The following is a 16,098-nucleotide window of genomic DNA, read 5'->3' as shown; positions in this document are numbered from 1 at the left end:
CGCCGGTTCCCTTCCTACAAGGGGCAGCGCCACTACGTGGGGCGCTGGTGGACGGGCCACGACGGGCACGTTGGTGGGGAACGAGCCGTGGTTGGAGCGCAACCGGCTGATCCTGCTGGACTGCGATCCGCAGGTGGTGGGCGCAGTGGCGCCGGTGCTGATGGCAACGTGCGCTGGTTGGCCGCCGACCGGCACCCGCGCCACGACCTGCCGGAGATCGCCGCAGCGCTGCAAGAAGACAGACGAGGAACCGGGACACGGGCAAGGCGGGAACGGCAGGAAGAGGAGGAGGCAGATACCCACTTCAGGGTGAATATCAGCGTTCCCCATAGCCGTGCGCAGTTCCGCTCCTACCCTCGGTCCGGCCGGCACGACACGAGACAGGGGAGCGACGTGGCAGGAGGCATCCTCGATCCGGACGGCGCACGCGACCGTCTCGAGGCTTGGAAGGGGCGCATCGACAAACTTGCCGCCGACACGCAGGCGATGGGCGAGCGTTTCCAGAACGTGCGGGTCACTGTGGATGATCGGAATGGGCTCGCCCAAGTGACGGTCGACTCGACCGGTGCGATGGTGGACCTGCGGCTCACCGACCGGATCCACCGGGTCCCGCCGGACGAGGTGGCGCGGGCGATCCTGGCGACGCTGGGTCAGGCGCGGGGTGAGCTGGCCGACCGGTCGCAGGAGATCATCACGGACACGGTCGGCGACTCGCCGGCAGCGCGGGCCATCGCCGAGCGGGTCGGCAACCAGCTGCGTGGCAGCGAAAGCGCCCGTGTGGTCCCACAAGACGAGGACGACGGCAACGACTCGCGCACCTACCTCAGGGAGCGGTGACCATGACGTTCCAAGTCGATGTCGAGCAGTTGCGCGCCCATGCGGCGAACGTCGCCGAGATCCAGGCGCGGTTCGCCGCGGTGAAGGCCGCGAGCGCGCACATCACGCAGGATGGCCAGGCTTACGGGGTGTTGTGCGAGTGGATCTCCGGGGTGCTGGAAGGCAGGCACACGGAGCAGGACGAGCTGATCGCCTACCAGGAGGAGACGCTCGGCATCGTCGTGAAGACGCTGCTGGTCAGCTCGGACGACTACGAGACCGTCGATGCGGACAACGCGAGCCTCGTGCGTGCGGCGGGCGGGGGAGGACCGTCATGACCGGTCTGGTGGCTCCTGTCGAGTCGTCGCGGGAGGTGTGGACCGGCTCCGGGGTCGCCGACAGCATCGAAGGGCTCGTCGACGCCATCAAGGCGGACGGCTGGGTCGACGACCTGCTGGCCGGGGCGGGTGCGGCCGTGGAGGTCGTCGCCTTCGCGCTCGACCCGATCAACGGCCTGCTGTCCAACGGGCTCGGTTGGGCGATCGAGTACTTCGAACCGTTGCGGGAGGTGCTCGACGAGCTCACCGGCAAGCCGGATGTCGTCAGGTCGCACGCCACGACCTGGGAGAACATGGCCAAGGAGCTCTACAGCATGTCGGAAGACCTCAAGTCGTGCGTCGAGGCGGACATTCCTGGCTGGCACGGCGCGGCGGCAGACGCCTACCGGGCCAAGATGGCGAAGAACGTCGAGGCCATCGGCGCACTGGGAGCGATCTCCGCGGCGATGGCCGCGGCCACCGAGGGCGCCGGCAATCTGGTGGAGATGACCCGCGAGATCGTCCGCGACCTGATCGCCGACCTGGTGGCCAGGGTGATCGTGTGGGCGGTCGAGGCGATCTTCGTCGTGACGATCCCGCTCATCGCCGCGCAGATCGTCGCGGCTGTGGTCAAGTGGGCAGGCCGCATCCTCACCTACACGATGGCGCTGATCAACAGTCTGACCAGCCTGACGAAGCTCTTGAACGGGTAGGCGGCCATGCGAACACTGCTGCTCCTGTTGTTGCTCGTGCGGTTCGCGCTGCACCAGAGGCCACCCAAACCCGGCCCTCCTCCCGGCGGGCCTCGGAACCCGGGCAAACCGTCGCAGCAGCACGGGCCCGTCGACGCGGGTGCGGGCCTGACCAGTGCCCAGCGGATTACGAGCGACCTGGAGCACGAGGCCAGGCCCACGGACGTGACCTCCGACCGCGACGTGCACGGCCGGATGCGCACGGGCCAGCGCGAGGTCGACGTGGATCACGTGTGGCAAAACGGCGAGATGTACATTCAGGGCGATGGGCAGGTCGTCAAGGTCCTCCTCAACGGCGATGGCAAGACCTATTCGGTCGTCATCAGAGACATGTCCAACCCGTCCGGCGCGCCGACCACCGTGCTCGACGCGCTGACCGAGAGCCAGTTGCAGAGCCGCATCGATCGTGGGTGGTGGGAATGACCTTGCCCGAGCAGGCGACCAGGACGACGGTCGGCGAGGTATGGCAGGCCGTGATCGACGGCTCCCTCAGCAGGGACGAGGCCCACCGCTGGGCGGCTCGCTGGATCGAGGCCGACGACGCGGAGGTCCTCGATCGGATGGTGTTGTCGGCGTTGCAGCGGTTGCACGGGTTCGACCTGGTGTGGACGGACGTCGCGCGGACCACCGTCCGGCACGGGGGTTCCGAGGCGTATGTGCACTCGGCGAGTGATATCCGGCAGGCGCTCGCGGCCTGGCAGGACGACTGCCGCAGCTACGACGCGGATCCCGTCGGGTACGTCCAGCGCAAGAAAGCCGCAGCCCGCGCCGCAGTTCAGGGTGACCGTTAGCGCTGTCCGACAAGGGGGCGCAGGACGGGCAAGGGCGGGTGGTGGGACCCCTCGTCCCAGGCAGGGAGCTGTCTGGCGTTCGGCGAGTTGTTGCCCGGGAGTTCGGCCTCTCCCATGCCGACCGCGCCGCCGTCCTTCTGCGCCTTGCCCAGCGCTTCCGCGGTCCTGCGGTAGTTGCCGCGGAAGGGGACCGCCTCGACTACCTCCCGGTCGATGTCCCGCTCGCCGACGGTTCCTTCCCGGTCTGTTCGGCTGCGCGGCTCACATTCGGCCGCCCGACGTGACTCGTGTCCCGCTTTGGGATTCGGCGGCCGAGCCCGTCGTGCGGCACGGGCCGCACGAAGACCTCGCGGTAGGGTGGCCGGCCACTCCGGACGAGCGGAACAGCGACTCCAGTCGGCTGGTGTGGGTTCGGTGATGGCCGACTCGAGTTCGCAGCACAGTAGTTGGCCAGGGGGTTATCTCTTCGGGCTTCGACTGAAGGCGACTCGCGGTGTGCGGCATGACAGTATCGCGACGTCTCCGGTGGAGATGATGAACCGGGGGTGAGCACATCAAGTACGAGATCCTTTCGTTCGACACCGCTGACAGCGCCCGTGGCCTTACCGCCTGCCGTCGCGCGTGCTGAGCATGGAGAACATGAGTCGTACACGTAGATCGTCCGCCACCGCCGCATAGGGGCGCTCTCGTGCGTAACGCATCCTTTCGCCATGGCGATTCACGACTCACGAAGCCCTGTCGAGGCGGGAGAACCGCATGACCACGATCGTTTTCGTCCACGGCACCGGTGTCCGCGGCGAGAGCTACTCGCGCGTGTTCGAGGCTTTTCGGGCGAACGTCGGGAAGCGCGCCGCCGACATCGCGGTCGCCCCGTGCGGTTGGGGGGATTTCCTGGGTACCACCTTCGCGTTCGGTGGTGCCAGCATCCCGGGCCACGACGGACGACCGCGCGACCGGAAGCGAGCCGATGCCGAACCGGCCGGGGACGCCGATTTCGCCGTGCTCACCGCGGATCCGCTGCACGACCTGCGGTTCCTGGCCCTGACCACGAAGGACCGGGGCGCGGGCACGCTCCTGCCGCCCGGCGCGGTGTCCTTCCCCGACGAGATCAGGGCCAGGCTCAACGCGCTGCCGGGACCGGACCCGCTCGCCCGTGAACTCCTGGACCGCGACCTGCTGGCCCACTTCGTGTCGGCCGTGCCGCAGGTCGGCGACGCGCCGGTCACCCAGCAGGCCATCCTGCAAGCCGTCGGCCCGGAGGACCAGGCCCGGGTGACCACCGCGCTGGCCAGGGGCATCATCGCGGAAACCCTGCGCCAGGCCGTGCTCGCGGAGGGCATCAGCACCCCGCTGCACGGGGCCGGCCGCGCCTACCTGATCGGCCTGGTCGAGGACAGGCTGGGCTACGCCAAGCTCGGTGCGGCCCGTGCCGTCGGCGGACTGGCCGCTCGAGTGCTCCTGCGAGCGGGCACCTGGGCGTTCGACCGCTGGCGGCAGCCGATCAGCGACGGCGCGCAGCCTGCGCTCGGCGATGTCGTGTGGTACCTGACCCGGGGCGCCGCGCTGCGGTCGGCCATCGCCGAGACCACCGCCGCCGCCGGTGACGACGTCGTCCTGGTCGGGCACAGCCTGGGTGGGATCGCCTGTCTCGACCTCCTGCTGACGACGCCCCTGCCGTCGGTGCGGACCCTGGTGACGGTCGGGTCGCAGGGTCCTCTGCTGTACGAGCTCGACGCCCTGCCCGGCCTCAAGGTGGGCGCCGCGATCCCCGACACGCTCCCCGACTGGGTCAACTACTACGACCGCAGGGACGTGCTGTCCTACCTGGCCGAACCGGTCTTCGCCGGCCGGGCCAGGGACGTGGAGCTCGACAGCGGCTGCTACATGCCGGACGCCCACAGCGCCTACTTCGACAACCAGGCGTTCTACGACTCGCTGGTGAACGTCATCGCCACGGCGCCTGCGGAAGGCGCCGGAGGATGAGCAGCGCCGCTCCGGACGCCGGCCGGGTCCGCGCGTTGGTCGTCGGGATCGCCGAATACCCGGTGTGGCCCGACTTCGAGCGGAAGGGGTTGGACGAGGACGCGGTGAGGTTCGCCCGGTGGCTGAGGCGGAGCGGTGTCCCGGCGGACAACATCGAGCTGCTGCTCTCCCCGCCCCGGGCCGATCTGCCTGACGGCCTGGTCTGCGCCGACCGACCCAGCGGCGCGGACAAGGTGCGCGAAGTGCTCACCGATCTGCTCGCCGCCGACGGTGACGTCCTGTGGGTGTTCTGGGCCGGGCACGGCTACCAGAACGGGATCGACGTCCGCATGATCATGGCCAACGCGCGTCCCACTCGGCCGACGAACATCTCTTTCGGCGCGGTGACCACCTCCTGCACCGACCGGCACGTGAAGAGCTTCAGACGGCAGGTGTTCGTAGTCGACGCCTGTCGGATGGACGCCGCGAGAATCGCCGACCCGGACCCGGTCCAGCCGTGGATCGAGCCGCTCGGCCGCCAGGACTCCATCGGCCAGACCATCCTGTACGCCTGCGCCCGCGGCGAGTCGGCGTCGTACTCCACCGAACAGCGCGGGGGCTTGTTCTCCAAGCTGGTGCTGGCCGAGCTCGAAGGCCGTGGCCCCTCGTTCGCGGCCGACCCGGACTCGGCCGGTCTGGTCACCGCGGTCATGCTGGCCGCACGGGGCGAGGGCGGTATCCCCACCCCGACGTCGCTCATCTTCCAGAAGGATTCCGAGAAGGAACCCACCGTCATCGACGTCGGCCGCGACGGCGCCGAGCCGGTCCACCGGTACGACCTCGGGGCGTTCGCGGCCGGTGACTGGAAACCCTTGGCGCGCAACGAGGGGTGCGGTTCCGCGGCGGCGTGCCGCCTGGACGTCGCCTGGTGCCTGGACCGCACCCGGGTCCGCGCCGTCCTCGCCGACCACGCCGACGCCGACCTCGGCTTCGAGCTCAACGTGGTCGAGCAGCAGATCGCCGGCACGACCGAGGGCCCGTCACCGGTCAGGGAATGGCGCAGCATCGACGTGACCAGGCCCTTCCCGGCCGACCTGGCCGAAGTCCTGGCCTGCTCGCGACAAGGCGCCGCGGTACCCGCCGTCGTCCTGCGGGTGGAGTGCGCCGCCCCGGTCCACCGCGACCAGCAGGCGGACGAGGCGGTCAAGCGCTGGGCGCACGCCCTTGACCGGGCCGTCCCCGGCGTCGACATCGTGGTCCAGGTGACCGCCGAAGCCCCGGTGGACTCCGTGCCGGCCGCCCAGCGGACCGCGCGCCTGCTGCGGGTGCCGGCGGACGGGGCGGAGGGGCGCTGGCCGGTCTTCGCCCGCAACCGCCCGGGCACCGCCCCGAAGCGGCAGGCGGTCACGTCCTCGCGGCAGACGCCGACCATCGCCGCCGTCCTGGGGCACCTCCGCCACCAAGCGGCCCTGAGGGGGCTCGACCCGCCGACCTGGTACCCGCGCCACCTCGGCGAGGACGACCACCACGACGCCGGCTCCCTCGCCGCCGCGGACGCCGTCAAGGCGGTCGTCCGGGCCGCGGACGAGGTGGACACACCTGATCCGGAGGTCGAGTCCGGGTTGCTGTGCGCGGTGCGGGACCTGGCCCCGCAGTGGTACCTGCCGCTGCTGCGGGCCTACGCCGGCAGGTCCCGCGGACCGGTGTGGTCCGCGGCAGCGGCCGTGGCCGCGGTCCATGACGCCGACCTCGACGTCTGGCTGGAGGCCGCGGGCGGTGCGGTCGGCCCCGACCTGATGACCGACCTGCCGGAGTCGTGGCTGTGCGACGCGATGTGCCTGGCGCACCTGCGGCGCGGCGAGACGGACACGGCCGGCCGGTGGGGTGAGCAGGACGTGTCCCGGGGCGTGGCGGAGCTGTGCTCGTGGACCTCGCGTCACCCCTGCGGTGACCTGACCATGGCGGACCTCGTCCACTTGGACTGGACCGCGGTGGTGCCGGCGCCCCGAGCCGGTCGGCGCGTCGACTTCGACCCGGCGGGCGCACCCGCACAGGTGTGGCGCAGCAAGGAGTTGTGGGCGGCCCTCGCGGCCCACCCGGTGGGTCCGGAGACCCTGCGCGTCCTGCTGGCCGTGCCGACGCACCTGCACGCCCTGCGGGCGGCCGTCGGCATGGTGGTCGCGAACCCGGAAGCGGTGTTGGTCGAGGACGTCACCAGGTGTCGACGAGTGCTGCGGTACGTGGCCACGAGGGAGCGGGATTCGGCATGATCGACGACTGGTACTTCTGCTCCTGCGTGGACCTCTCGCCCCAGGAGACCCAGACGTTCCTGGACGTGCTCGAGTGCTTGCGGCCCAACGGCTCGGAAGCGCCCGGAGGAACGCGGCAGGGCGAGGACCCGCAGTTGCTGCTCGCCGCCTTGGCCGAGCTCGCCCGCCTGGAGCCGGCCGCGCGCCGGTACGCGCTGCTCCCGGTGCTGGCCGCGGGCCGGCGGCACAGCGCCTCGCCCAAGGTCGTCGCCGCGGTCCGGCGCGAGGTGGAGCACAGCCTGGAAACGCTCGACCAGTCCGTCCGCGCGCCGCTGAGGCAGGCCGTGCGGACGCTGCTCGACGACAGCGGCGACGAGGTCGTGGGTCACCTGACCGCCGCGGCCCGCTCGACGCGCCAGCGCCCGCTGTCGGCCGCCTCGACCAGTCCCTACCTGGACACCGAGGACTTCACCGCCGAGGTCCTGCTGCTGTCGGTCACCCTCCAGGTCCTCCGGCAGGAACCCACCCTGGTGGAGGCGGTCGTCGAACGCGACGACCTGGTCGGCTTGGTCCACCGGGCGCTCAACGCCCGGCTCGGGCGCCGGGCGCTGATCCTCGCCGTCGACGTGGCCGCCTTCGCGGGCGACCGCCTGATCAGCCGCGACGAGTTGCGCGCCAAGGCCACGCCGGACGCCGAAGCCCTCGCCTACGAGCCCGACCTGCTCGCCGCGCACGCCCGCCTCGCCTTCGGCAGCCCGGGGTCGCCCGGCCACGACGCGCCCGCGGCGGACGCGGTGGACGCCATCCGCGGCGAGGTGTTCACCCTGGAACTGCTGCGCGGGATCCGGCGGAGGCCCGCGACGCCCACGCCCTCGGCGCGGGTGCGCGAAGCCGTCACCCGCCTCGGCGTCGAAGGCGACCCGGCTCCCGTCATCTCCGCGGTGCTGTGGCAGTCGGTGCTGTGGGAGCTGGCTGTCGACATCGACGCGACCGCCACGTCCCGCCTGGTCGCGGAGTGCTGGATCCCCGAGCACCGGCCGCAGGGGAAGGTGCTCGTCAGCGGCCCCGTGTCGTCACCGCGCCAGTGGCGCCAGGACCTCACCGACCTGTCCCGGCTGCGGACCGGGCCGGACGCCGAGGAGGTGAGGTTCCACGCCGGCCACGGCGCCCTCCGCGCCTCCAGCCTGGTGGCCGTGCTCGTGCTGTCCCCGTGGGTGAACCGGGTCGACAACCGCTGGTCGAACAGCGAGTCGAAGTTCCCCCGCGGCAAGGACGGGCTGGTGCTGTTGCGGCTGTTCTGCGCGGTGCCCCTCGCCGTGCGGCTGCTGCGGACCGTGCGGGGCACCGAGCACGAGCGCGAGCGGTTGGTCGCGCTGACCGTGCACGCGGCGGACGTCCTGCTGGACAAGGCGCACCGCCGGCACGTGACGGCCCTGGCCCACAACAAGTTCGAAGCGCCCTCGATGACCCGACCGCTGTCGGCGCTGGCCCTGCACGTGAAACGGGTCGTCGACCGCGCCGGGCAGGGCAAGTTCCCCACCATCGAACCGCGGTGGTTCGTCGACTTCGCCGTCCAGCCCGGCCGGCCGCACGAAACCCCCCGGCAGGAGTCCTTGCTGCGCGGGGTGCCCGCGACGAACGTCGTGGACTTCTGGGTGACCGACGCCCTCAGCGCGGCCGTGCCCGACGACGTCGACCGGCTCGCGGGCCGGTGGCTCGCCCCGGTCGGGGAGCCGGGGAGCCGGAGCCTGGCCGAGTGGGCGCTCGACCACAGCCTGCGCCTCCAGCCGCGGGGGATCGCGGCCAAACCCGCGGCGCTGCTCGCGGCGTACCTGCGGGTCGACGACACCGCGCGCACGAAGCTGAACTCGTGGCACAAGCGGGTCACCGCGGACCAGGTGCGCAGCGTGTGGGAGGTCATCGGGGTGGGGTGGCTCACCGCCGCCGACTGGCGGGACCTGCCCACGTCCCCCGTGCTGAACCCGAAACCGGAGGTCGTGCGCGCCATGACCACCGAGCGCCTGCTGGCCGTGTTCCACGACGCCGACGCCCGGTCCTGGCCGGAGGTCGACCGCTGGGTCGACGAGTGGCGGGCCGCCCACCAGGAAGTCCGGGAGGTCGTGCAGCTGTCGCGCCCTGCGCGGATGCGCTTGGTCGACCTGCTGGCGACATCGGTGCCCGGCGATCCCTCCCAGCGCGTGGTGCTCGAAGACGTGATCGACATCGAGCTCGAGTTCGGCATGGGCACACCGGCCGACCGGTGGGCGTTGTTCGACCGGCTCAGCCGGGTGGGCTCGCCGTACGAGCAACTCGAGCAAGCCCTGCGGATGCGCCTGCTGCTCGGGCTCTACCACCGCCGCTCGGTGGCCGAGGAGCGGTCCTCCGCGCAGAGCCCGTGGGAGGTGATCACCCAGGAGCGGTCCGACGCGCTGCTGGACCGGCTGTTGCAGTCGTTCGTCTTCCGGCTCGGCCGGAGCGCCGCGCCGGTCGCCGGGCGGGAGCACCTGCACGACACGATCCCCGCCCTCTGGCAGACGGCCAACCAGACCCACGACCTGGTGCGGCAGGACGTGGCGCTCACCGATCGGATCGACCCCCGCCTGGTCGACGGTCGCAGGCTCCTCGGGGTGACGGTCGACCCGGTGCGCGACACCCTCCAGCTGCACCTCGCCCGGAGGCCGCTGTTGACGACCGGGGGCGTCGTGCTCGACCCCCACCAGCTCGGCGCGGGTGAAGTCGGCAAGAGGCTCGGACCGGGGATCGCCGGTGTCGCGGGCGTGGTGTGCGCGGCCACGCCGACCTCCGTGTGGGTCAACTGCGGCGTGGGCGCCCCCGTCGAAGCCGACGTGCCCCCCGGCGGCGGCGTCGGGCTCGGTGACCTCGTCGCCGTCCCCTTGGCGCGCTCCACCCATCCCGCGTACCGGGCCACCGGGCCGGTCCGGTTCCTCGAGGGCGAGCCGCAGATCGGGGACATCCGGCCCGCCGCGGTCACCGGGCACGAGGTCGGGGGCAGGACGTGGCTGCGGATCACGCTGGCGTCCGGTCGCGGGATGGCGGCACGGTCGTGGACCACCGACCGGATGGACGACCTGGGCGACGCGGTGGCCCTGCGCCGCTGGGACCCCGACGTGCTGCGGGCACTCGCGGGCCGTCCGGTGACCCGGGTCGAGACGATGGTCCGCTGGGACGGCGGGCGGTGGTTGCCCGTCGACTGGGGCATGCCCGAGTTCCTCGCCACGGACGTGGCGAACAGCGCCGGCGCGCCGCTGCGCCTGGTGCTGATCGACGACCTGCGCGACGCGGAGGCCCTGCGCTGTTCGAGCGCCCCCGGTCGGGTCGTGGTCATCCCCGACTCCGCGTGGTACCCGGACGACCTGCGGGAACTGCGCGCCGACGTCGAAGCGCGCGGCGCCTTCGGGCTTGCGGTGTCGGTCGAGGTGGCGGACGACAACGGCAGGCCGCGGTTGCGGATCGTGGCGGACGACCGGTTGGAGCCCGAGGACCGGCGGGTGGACCACCGCAACGCCAGGTGGCGCGAGCACTTCCGGGTCGGCGACGAGACCTGGGCCGTCCGCGGGGCCGACGGCGTCTGGAGGTGCGCCACCAACGACCCGGACCTGCCGGAGATCGTCGTCGAGGGCCTGGCCAGCGAGGACGCGGCCACCGGGTTCGTCCCGGTCCGCTGGGAGGACGCGGACCAGCGCCGGGCGCGGGTCGAGGGCCGTGCCGCACCGTCCTGGGACCTGCGGCTGGGCCGGCCCGCGGTGGGTGAGTTCCGCCGGATCGTCGACCTCGACAAGCCCGACCGGCTGCGGTTGAACACCGTGCTGCCGGGTGTCTCGTGGGGGTTGATGCGCGGCTACACAGCGGAGAACCTGCCCGTCGACATCGAGGCCGAGTCGCTGACGCTCGGACCGGTCGGGAAGGCACCGTTGGACCGCCACCTGGTCAAGGGCCGGGAGTTGCAGGTCGCTTCGGTGTACCACCCCGCCGAGCGCGGCGGCCCGCGCGACCACAGCCCGCTGCCCACCGAAGAGCTCCTCGGCTTGGTGGGGCACGATCGCCGCTCGGTCGCCGAAGACGCCCTGGTCCGCGCCAAAGAGCTGCGCGGCCTCGTCGTCTCCGTCCCGAAACGCGGCGGCTCCACCCCGGGAAGCAGGCCGGACCGGGGGTCCCACCGGTCCACGGTGTGGTTGGAGGCCCAGGACACCGTGTTCTCGGTATCGCTGCCCCACTCGGCCTTCGAGCACCCCCCGACCGGTGTCGGCGCGATCGTGTCCGCCCGGTTGACCCGCCGCGGCTGGGTCTTCACCGCACACGTCCGCAAGGTGCGGGTCCGGGCGCTGTGGACGGTCAGCGAGTCGGACCCGACGGGCGACCGCGACCTCTTCCTGGGCGTCGTGCAGTGGCGCGGCCGGCCCGGCGCGCTCATCCAGTCGGCGTCCGGTCCGACCCTGCACATCACACCGACGCAGGCGTGGCGGTCGTCGAACCACCTCAGCAAGGCCCGCAGCGGTGGCGGCGGCGTCGACCCCGCCACCGGCTCGGTGGAGACCTCCGGCATCTTCAGCCACCCCTACCAGCGCATCGCACTCCGAATCGGAGCCGGGGAGCGGGCGGCGCTGTACGCGGGGGAGACCCGCGAGACGAACCCCGGTCAGCACGCGCGGGCGACCGCCATCCACATGCGGCTGCGACAGGTGGACGCCCACCACGTGGTCGTGCAACGCGTCTTCACGCTCGACGACGCCCGCGGCTCGGGTCCGGTTCCCGTGCCCGCCCCCGGACCCGACTCCCTGGCGGACTACCGCCACTACCTCGCCGGTCCCAGACTTCCGCTGGCCGCTCAACTGGGCGGCGGTCCCGTGCGGCTCACCACCGGCTGGCAGGTGCCCGTGGCGGGGCGACCGTCCTGGACCGTTCCGCTCGCAGAGGGGGAGCGGCCCTGGGTCGACGCCACCTACGACCGCGGGTGCTTGGTCGTGCTGTGCGGAGACGAGCACGACCAGCGGGTGAGCTACCGCAGGACGCCACCCGTCGCGCTCGACCGGTTCGTCGCCGAGTTCGAGCGGCAGGGTTTGGTCGTCGGGGTGCGCAGCGTGCTCCGGACCCCGCTCAACTACGTGGATCGGAGGACCACACCCCGCGGGGTGGTGCACCGCCTGGAATGGGGGTACGGCAAGGTCGTCGAGGTCCTCGACCAGGACCTGACCCTCGACGGCGCGTCGCTGTCCACGCGCTCGAAGGTGTTGTTCCACGGAGACGTCGTGCGCGCGGTCACGGTGACCGCGGCGGCGCGCGGGGAGTACCGGCTCGACATCGCCACCCGTGACCTCAGGTGGGGTTGGTACTCGCAGATCTTCCACGAAGCCGACCAGGGCACAGTGCACCTCGCCGAGGTGGAACTCGACCCGGACGGCGAACGAGCGCGGATCGTGCGCGTGCACACCCAGGACCCGAACGGCCGACGCGGCGACAACGAGCACAGGGGCGTGACGACGGTCCGCCTGGACCGCGCCCAGTTCGGCCCAGCGGCGCGAGAGCTGGTCAAGCAGGCGTGGCTGAAGGAGCGGTCCGGGACCGACCAGGACTCCGCTCCCGTCCACGCCCTCGTGAAGCTCAGGACCGGGACCTTCCTCGACAGCCGGGGCGACGAGGTGCACTTCGACTACCTCACGCCCCACCAGTTGCCCGCGGGCAGCCGGGTGCTCATGACCGCGACCGGGATCAGACCACTGGTCAACGACGTCAGGCTGCACCTGGTCCTCGCCGACGTCCTCGGCGCCGAGGGCAGGCGGCCGCTCACCGTCGGGGTGATCAAACGCGACTTCTCCCGGCGGTCGCAGCTGCTGCAGAACATCTACCAGTCCGGCGGGGGCAAGGGCGCCGGGGAGGACGAGCTCCGGGGATCGGTGTACCTGGTCAAGCTCCGCGGCCACGCGAAGGCGATCCGCTCGGGGCTGATCCGCGACGCCCTCAGCCGCAACGCCCGAGCACTGGTCAGCCTGTTGCACAACGCGGAGGCACCGTGCCTCGCGGCCGTGACGCCGCTGCCGGAGCAGGGCAGGGTCGAACTGGAGATCGAGCCGAACGTGGTGTTCAAGCTGGCCCTGTCGGAACTGTCCGGGGCCACCGACCTGCCCCGGGGATCGCTGGCGCGGTTGTCGCTGGACCGGGACAACCGGATCGAGCTGCGCACTGCGTTGATCGGCGACTCCGCCTACCTGCCCGCCGAAGGCAGGCCCGTCCTGCTGCTCCCGATGCAGAACACCGTCTCCGCCCACAAGACCGCGCGCGAAGCCCTGTCAGGAGGCACCTATTCCGTGGCCGGGCTCCCCTCGGTCACCGTGCGGGCGGCGAAGCCGGACACGGAACCGACGCCCTTCGAGCGCACGCTGATCACCACCCCGCACCCCCGCGTCGCCTGGTTGCGGCCCACCTCGGGCGGGACCCCGGTGCTCAGCGACGCGGAGGTGGCTGCGGGCACCGTCGCCTTCGAGGGGGCGGGCAACGCGGTGGTCGTGGCGACGGCGGGCGGGGAAAGGCACCCGATCCGCCTGTCGGCGCTGTCCTTCTTCGACGGGAGCGCGCTCCAGGTCGCCGAACGCGTGCAGCGCCTGTGGTGGACCTACCACGACACCACGACCAGCCACCGCGATCCCGACAACCCCGACCTGGTCGTGCCGCCCACCGCGCTCCCCCGGCGGGCCAAGCTCACCACCGAGCCCGCGTTCTTCTCACCCGGGTGGACGCTGCGCCACAAGCCGCAGGAGATCCCCCGGTACGGATTCCCCGCCACCGGGCTGATCGACGTGTTGACCCACGCCCGCCGGGAGGCCACCTTCCCCGTCGCGGCCCTGTCCGGTGACCGGCGCAGGCCCGACGGCGTGTGGGTCGAGCAGGCGCCCGGCCGGCTGGTGCACCTGACCGGCGCCATGCTCACCGCACGCGCCGGTGACACCACCGTGCCGCTGGGCGGCTTTGCCTGGGAGCACCTCGCGCCGGGCGACCTGCTGCGGCTGCGGGCGGAGTCGACGACGTCGACCGAAATCCCGTCCATCGTGCTGCGCCGCTGGACCCCGGGCCCCCGCGGGGCGTTCGGCGCGCACGCGCTGCTGCCGGTCGCCGCGGTCGACCGCGACGCCGGGCTCGTGCGGCTCGGTGCGGGTGTCTGGCTGCTGGACTTCCCGCTCGAACCCGGGACCGAACCGCCGAACGGACACGTCCGGCTCACCCCCGGGAACGAGGTGGTCCCGCCGAGCCCCCCGCGTCCGCGCGACGTCGTCCTGCTGGGCCTGCGGGACGGAGAGCTGGAGGTCCTGGGCGCGCCGGGGACTCGGGTCACCCTCGCGGACGGCGGTTGGGCGGGCTGGATGAGGGAAGCCCTGAGCGACCCCGCCCAGCGGGCGCGGCTGATCGGGCTCTGCCGCGGCGCGATCCCGGTGACCGTGGAAGAGGCGGATGCCGGGGCGGTCACCGTGTCCAGGAGCAGGCAGGGCGACTTCGCCCTCAAGGCGGACCGGCTCGTGCCGGTGCGCCCCCTCGGCGGACTGGCGGACAAGCGCGTCCTGCTCCGGCGCGGTGGGAAGCTGTCGCTGTGCCAGGAGCGGGACCTGGTCCCGGGTCTGCCCGCGCACCTCCTCGACGAGGTGGTCGAGCGCTTGGCCGGCTTGGACGAGGAGCTGTGGATCCACACCGACTCCGAGGGGCGCCTCCGGGTCGGGCTGCCCGACCCGGACGCCGACGCCGCGGACCGCGAAGAGGTGAGCCTGCGCCCACTCGCCCTCATGGGCGGTGGCGACGAGCGCGGGGTGCTGTGCTGGGACACCCGCCGGGGCAGGCCGCGCTGGCTGCCCGCGACCGCGATCGGCTGGACGGACCTGACCGACGACGAGGTCGAACGGCACGTCGTGCGCGGGCAGCGCGAACTCGCCGCCCGCGTCCTGCGCGACGGCACCGCGTCGATGGCCCGGCGGGCGGTCAACGAGCAGCGCAGCCGCCACCTCCGGGCCGGTGACGCCATCCGTGTGGAGATCGTCGACACCCACCGGGTCGTCGACGAGCGGCGCGTGCGGTTCCTCGCCCGGGCGCACCTGTCCGACATGCTCCTGCGCGTCGACCGGGACCCGCTGGCGGAGCCGCCCGAGCCGGGTTCGGTCGTGGTGTGCGAGGTCGATTCCGTGCGGTTCGAGAACGGCCGGGTCGTGGTCGTCGCGGCCCAGCCCGGCACCCGCCGGGTGGCGGTGGACCTGCCGCAGTGGATCACACGACCGGAACGGCCCGACCGGCCGCCGATGTGGTCCGAGGCCGACGGGGCGGCCGTCCACGCCCCGGTCGTGGCCGCCGTGCGCGCCGGCGAGGACATCCGCGCCGTCGCGCTCGACTGGCTGCGGTCCCACGGACGTGACGCCCTCCACCTGACCTCCGAGACGACGCTCGACGCCGTGCCGGTGCTGGCCGCCGTCCTCGTCGTGGACTCGATCAGCGCGGAGGCGCCGCCGGGAGCGGTCCGCGACCTGTGCGGCGACCTGGCCGTCCGCCTGTGCCGCCACCTCGGCCTGCACGCCGCGCGGTCCCGCCACGTCGAACCCGTGGTCGGCCTGTGGCGCTCCGGCAGCCCCACCACCGGCTTCGACGACCTGTGGCGCCGCCTCGACTGGATGGTCGTCGAACCCGACATCACGATCAAGGAACGCGACGGGATCCGCACGGTCGACCGCGGCATCCGGGCCAGGACCACGGTGCGTCCCGAACCCGACCTGAACGCCGTCAGCGGCGCGCTGGCCGCGTCGGTCGGCCTCCCGGTCGACTACGACGAGGTGAGCGCGCACAGCCGGGACCTCGGCCGACTCGTCGGCCTCGCCCGCGCGCTGACCCCGCACCCGTCGGGAGAACCCGCGCAGCGCGTCCTCCTGGACCCTCAGCGGGCGCTGTTGAGGAACACCCTCGCCCGCCTGATCAAGAAACCTCCGGTGTTCGTGGCCGACCGCCTCATCCGGCTGCTGCACGATCACCGGCACGACGAGGACGCCCTGAACCGCACGATCGCGGCGTTGGAGGAAGGGGGGACGGCGCGACCGGCCGCGGGACCCGCTCGGTGAGGCGCCGCCGAACCTGCCGGTGGTCACCGGGGGAGCGGTGGATCCGCCGGCGATCGTGCAGGTGGGGCAGGAACGAGGAGCCGCTGGTGGGATCGGCCGTCGTGCCGATT

8 protein-coding genes are annotated in these 16,098 nt (G+C 72.5%); all 8 read left to right on the top strand.

What is annotated here, in order from left to right; all coding sequences use genetic code 11:
• Window positions 1–177 precede the first annotated feature (177 nt).
• The 8 genes from JOE68_RS06615 to JOE68_RS06580 all read left to right on the top strand — a co-directional run bounded on the left by JOE68_RS06615 (window position 178) and on the right by JOE68_RS06580 (window position 15,988).
• Window positions 178–837: a YbaB/EbfC family nucleoid-associated protein gene (locus JOE68_RS06615; protein WP_239562154.1), complete on the top strand. Its 660-nt coding sequence runs from the start codon at window positions 178–180 to the stop codon at window positions 835–837.
• 2 nt (window positions 838–839) lie between these two features.
• Window positions 840–1,154 carry a hypothetical protein gene (locus JOE68_RS06610; RefSeq protein ID WP_239562153.1) on the top strand — a complete coding sequence of 105 codons (315 nt, stop codon included), beginning with the start codon at window positions 840–842 and terminating at the stop codon, window positions 1,152–1,154.
• Window positions 1,151–1,846 (top strand): WXG100 family type VII secretion target, encoded by a 696-nt coding sequence (locus tag JOE68_RS06605; RefSeq protein ID WP_204841451.1) that lies wholly within the window; start codon window positions 1,151–1,153, stop codon window positions 1,844–1,846. The genes JOE68_RS06610 and JOE68_RS06605 overlap by 4 nt, the downstream gene beginning before the upstream one ends.
• Before the next feature lie 6 nt (window positions 1,847–1,852).
• Window positions 1,853–2,308: a hypothetical protein gene (locus tag JOE68_RS06600; protein ID WP_204841450.1), complete on the top strand. Its 456-nt coding sequence runs from the start codon at window positions 1,853–1,855 to the stop codon at window positions 2,306–2,308.
• Window positions 2,305–2,676, top strand: coding sequence for a YxzC family protein (locus JOE68_RS06595; protein ID WP_204841449.1), 372 nt, complete (start codon window positions 2,305–2,307; stop codon window positions 2,674–2,676). The genes JOE68_RS06600 and JOE68_RS06595 overlap by 4 nt, the downstream gene beginning before the upstream one ends.
• Window positions 2,677–3,432: 756 nt before the next feature.
• Entirely contained in the window at window positions 3,433–4,659 is a 1,227-nt protein-coding gene (locus JOE68_RS06590) for a lipase family protein (RefSeq protein ID WP_204841448.1), read from the top strand.
• A complete protein-coding gene (locus JOE68_RS06585; RefSeq protein ID WP_204841447.1) occupies window positions 4,656–6,908 on the top strand; it encodes a caspase family protein in 2,253 nt (750 codons plus the stop codon). Before JOE68_RS06590 ends, JOE68_RS06585 begins: the two co-directional genes overlap by 4 nt.
• Window positions 6,905–15,988 (top strand): hypothetical protein, encoded by a 9,084-nt coding sequence (locus JOE68_RS06580; RefSeq protein WP_204841446.1) that lies wholly within the window; start codon window positions 6,905–6,907, stop codon window positions 15,986–15,988. Before JOE68_RS06585 ends, JOE68_RS06580 begins: the two co-directional genes overlap by 4 nt.
• Window positions 15,989–16,098 lie beyond the last annotated feature (110 nt).

Source organism: Saccharothrix algeriensis (assembly GCF_016907655.1).
GTDB lineage: Bacteria > Actinomycetota > Actinomycetes > Mycobacteriales > Pseudonocardiaceae > Actinosynnema > Actinosynnema algeriense.
Note: the sequence above shows the minus strand (reverse complement) of the source record. Positions and strands in the feature narration are given on the sequence as shown.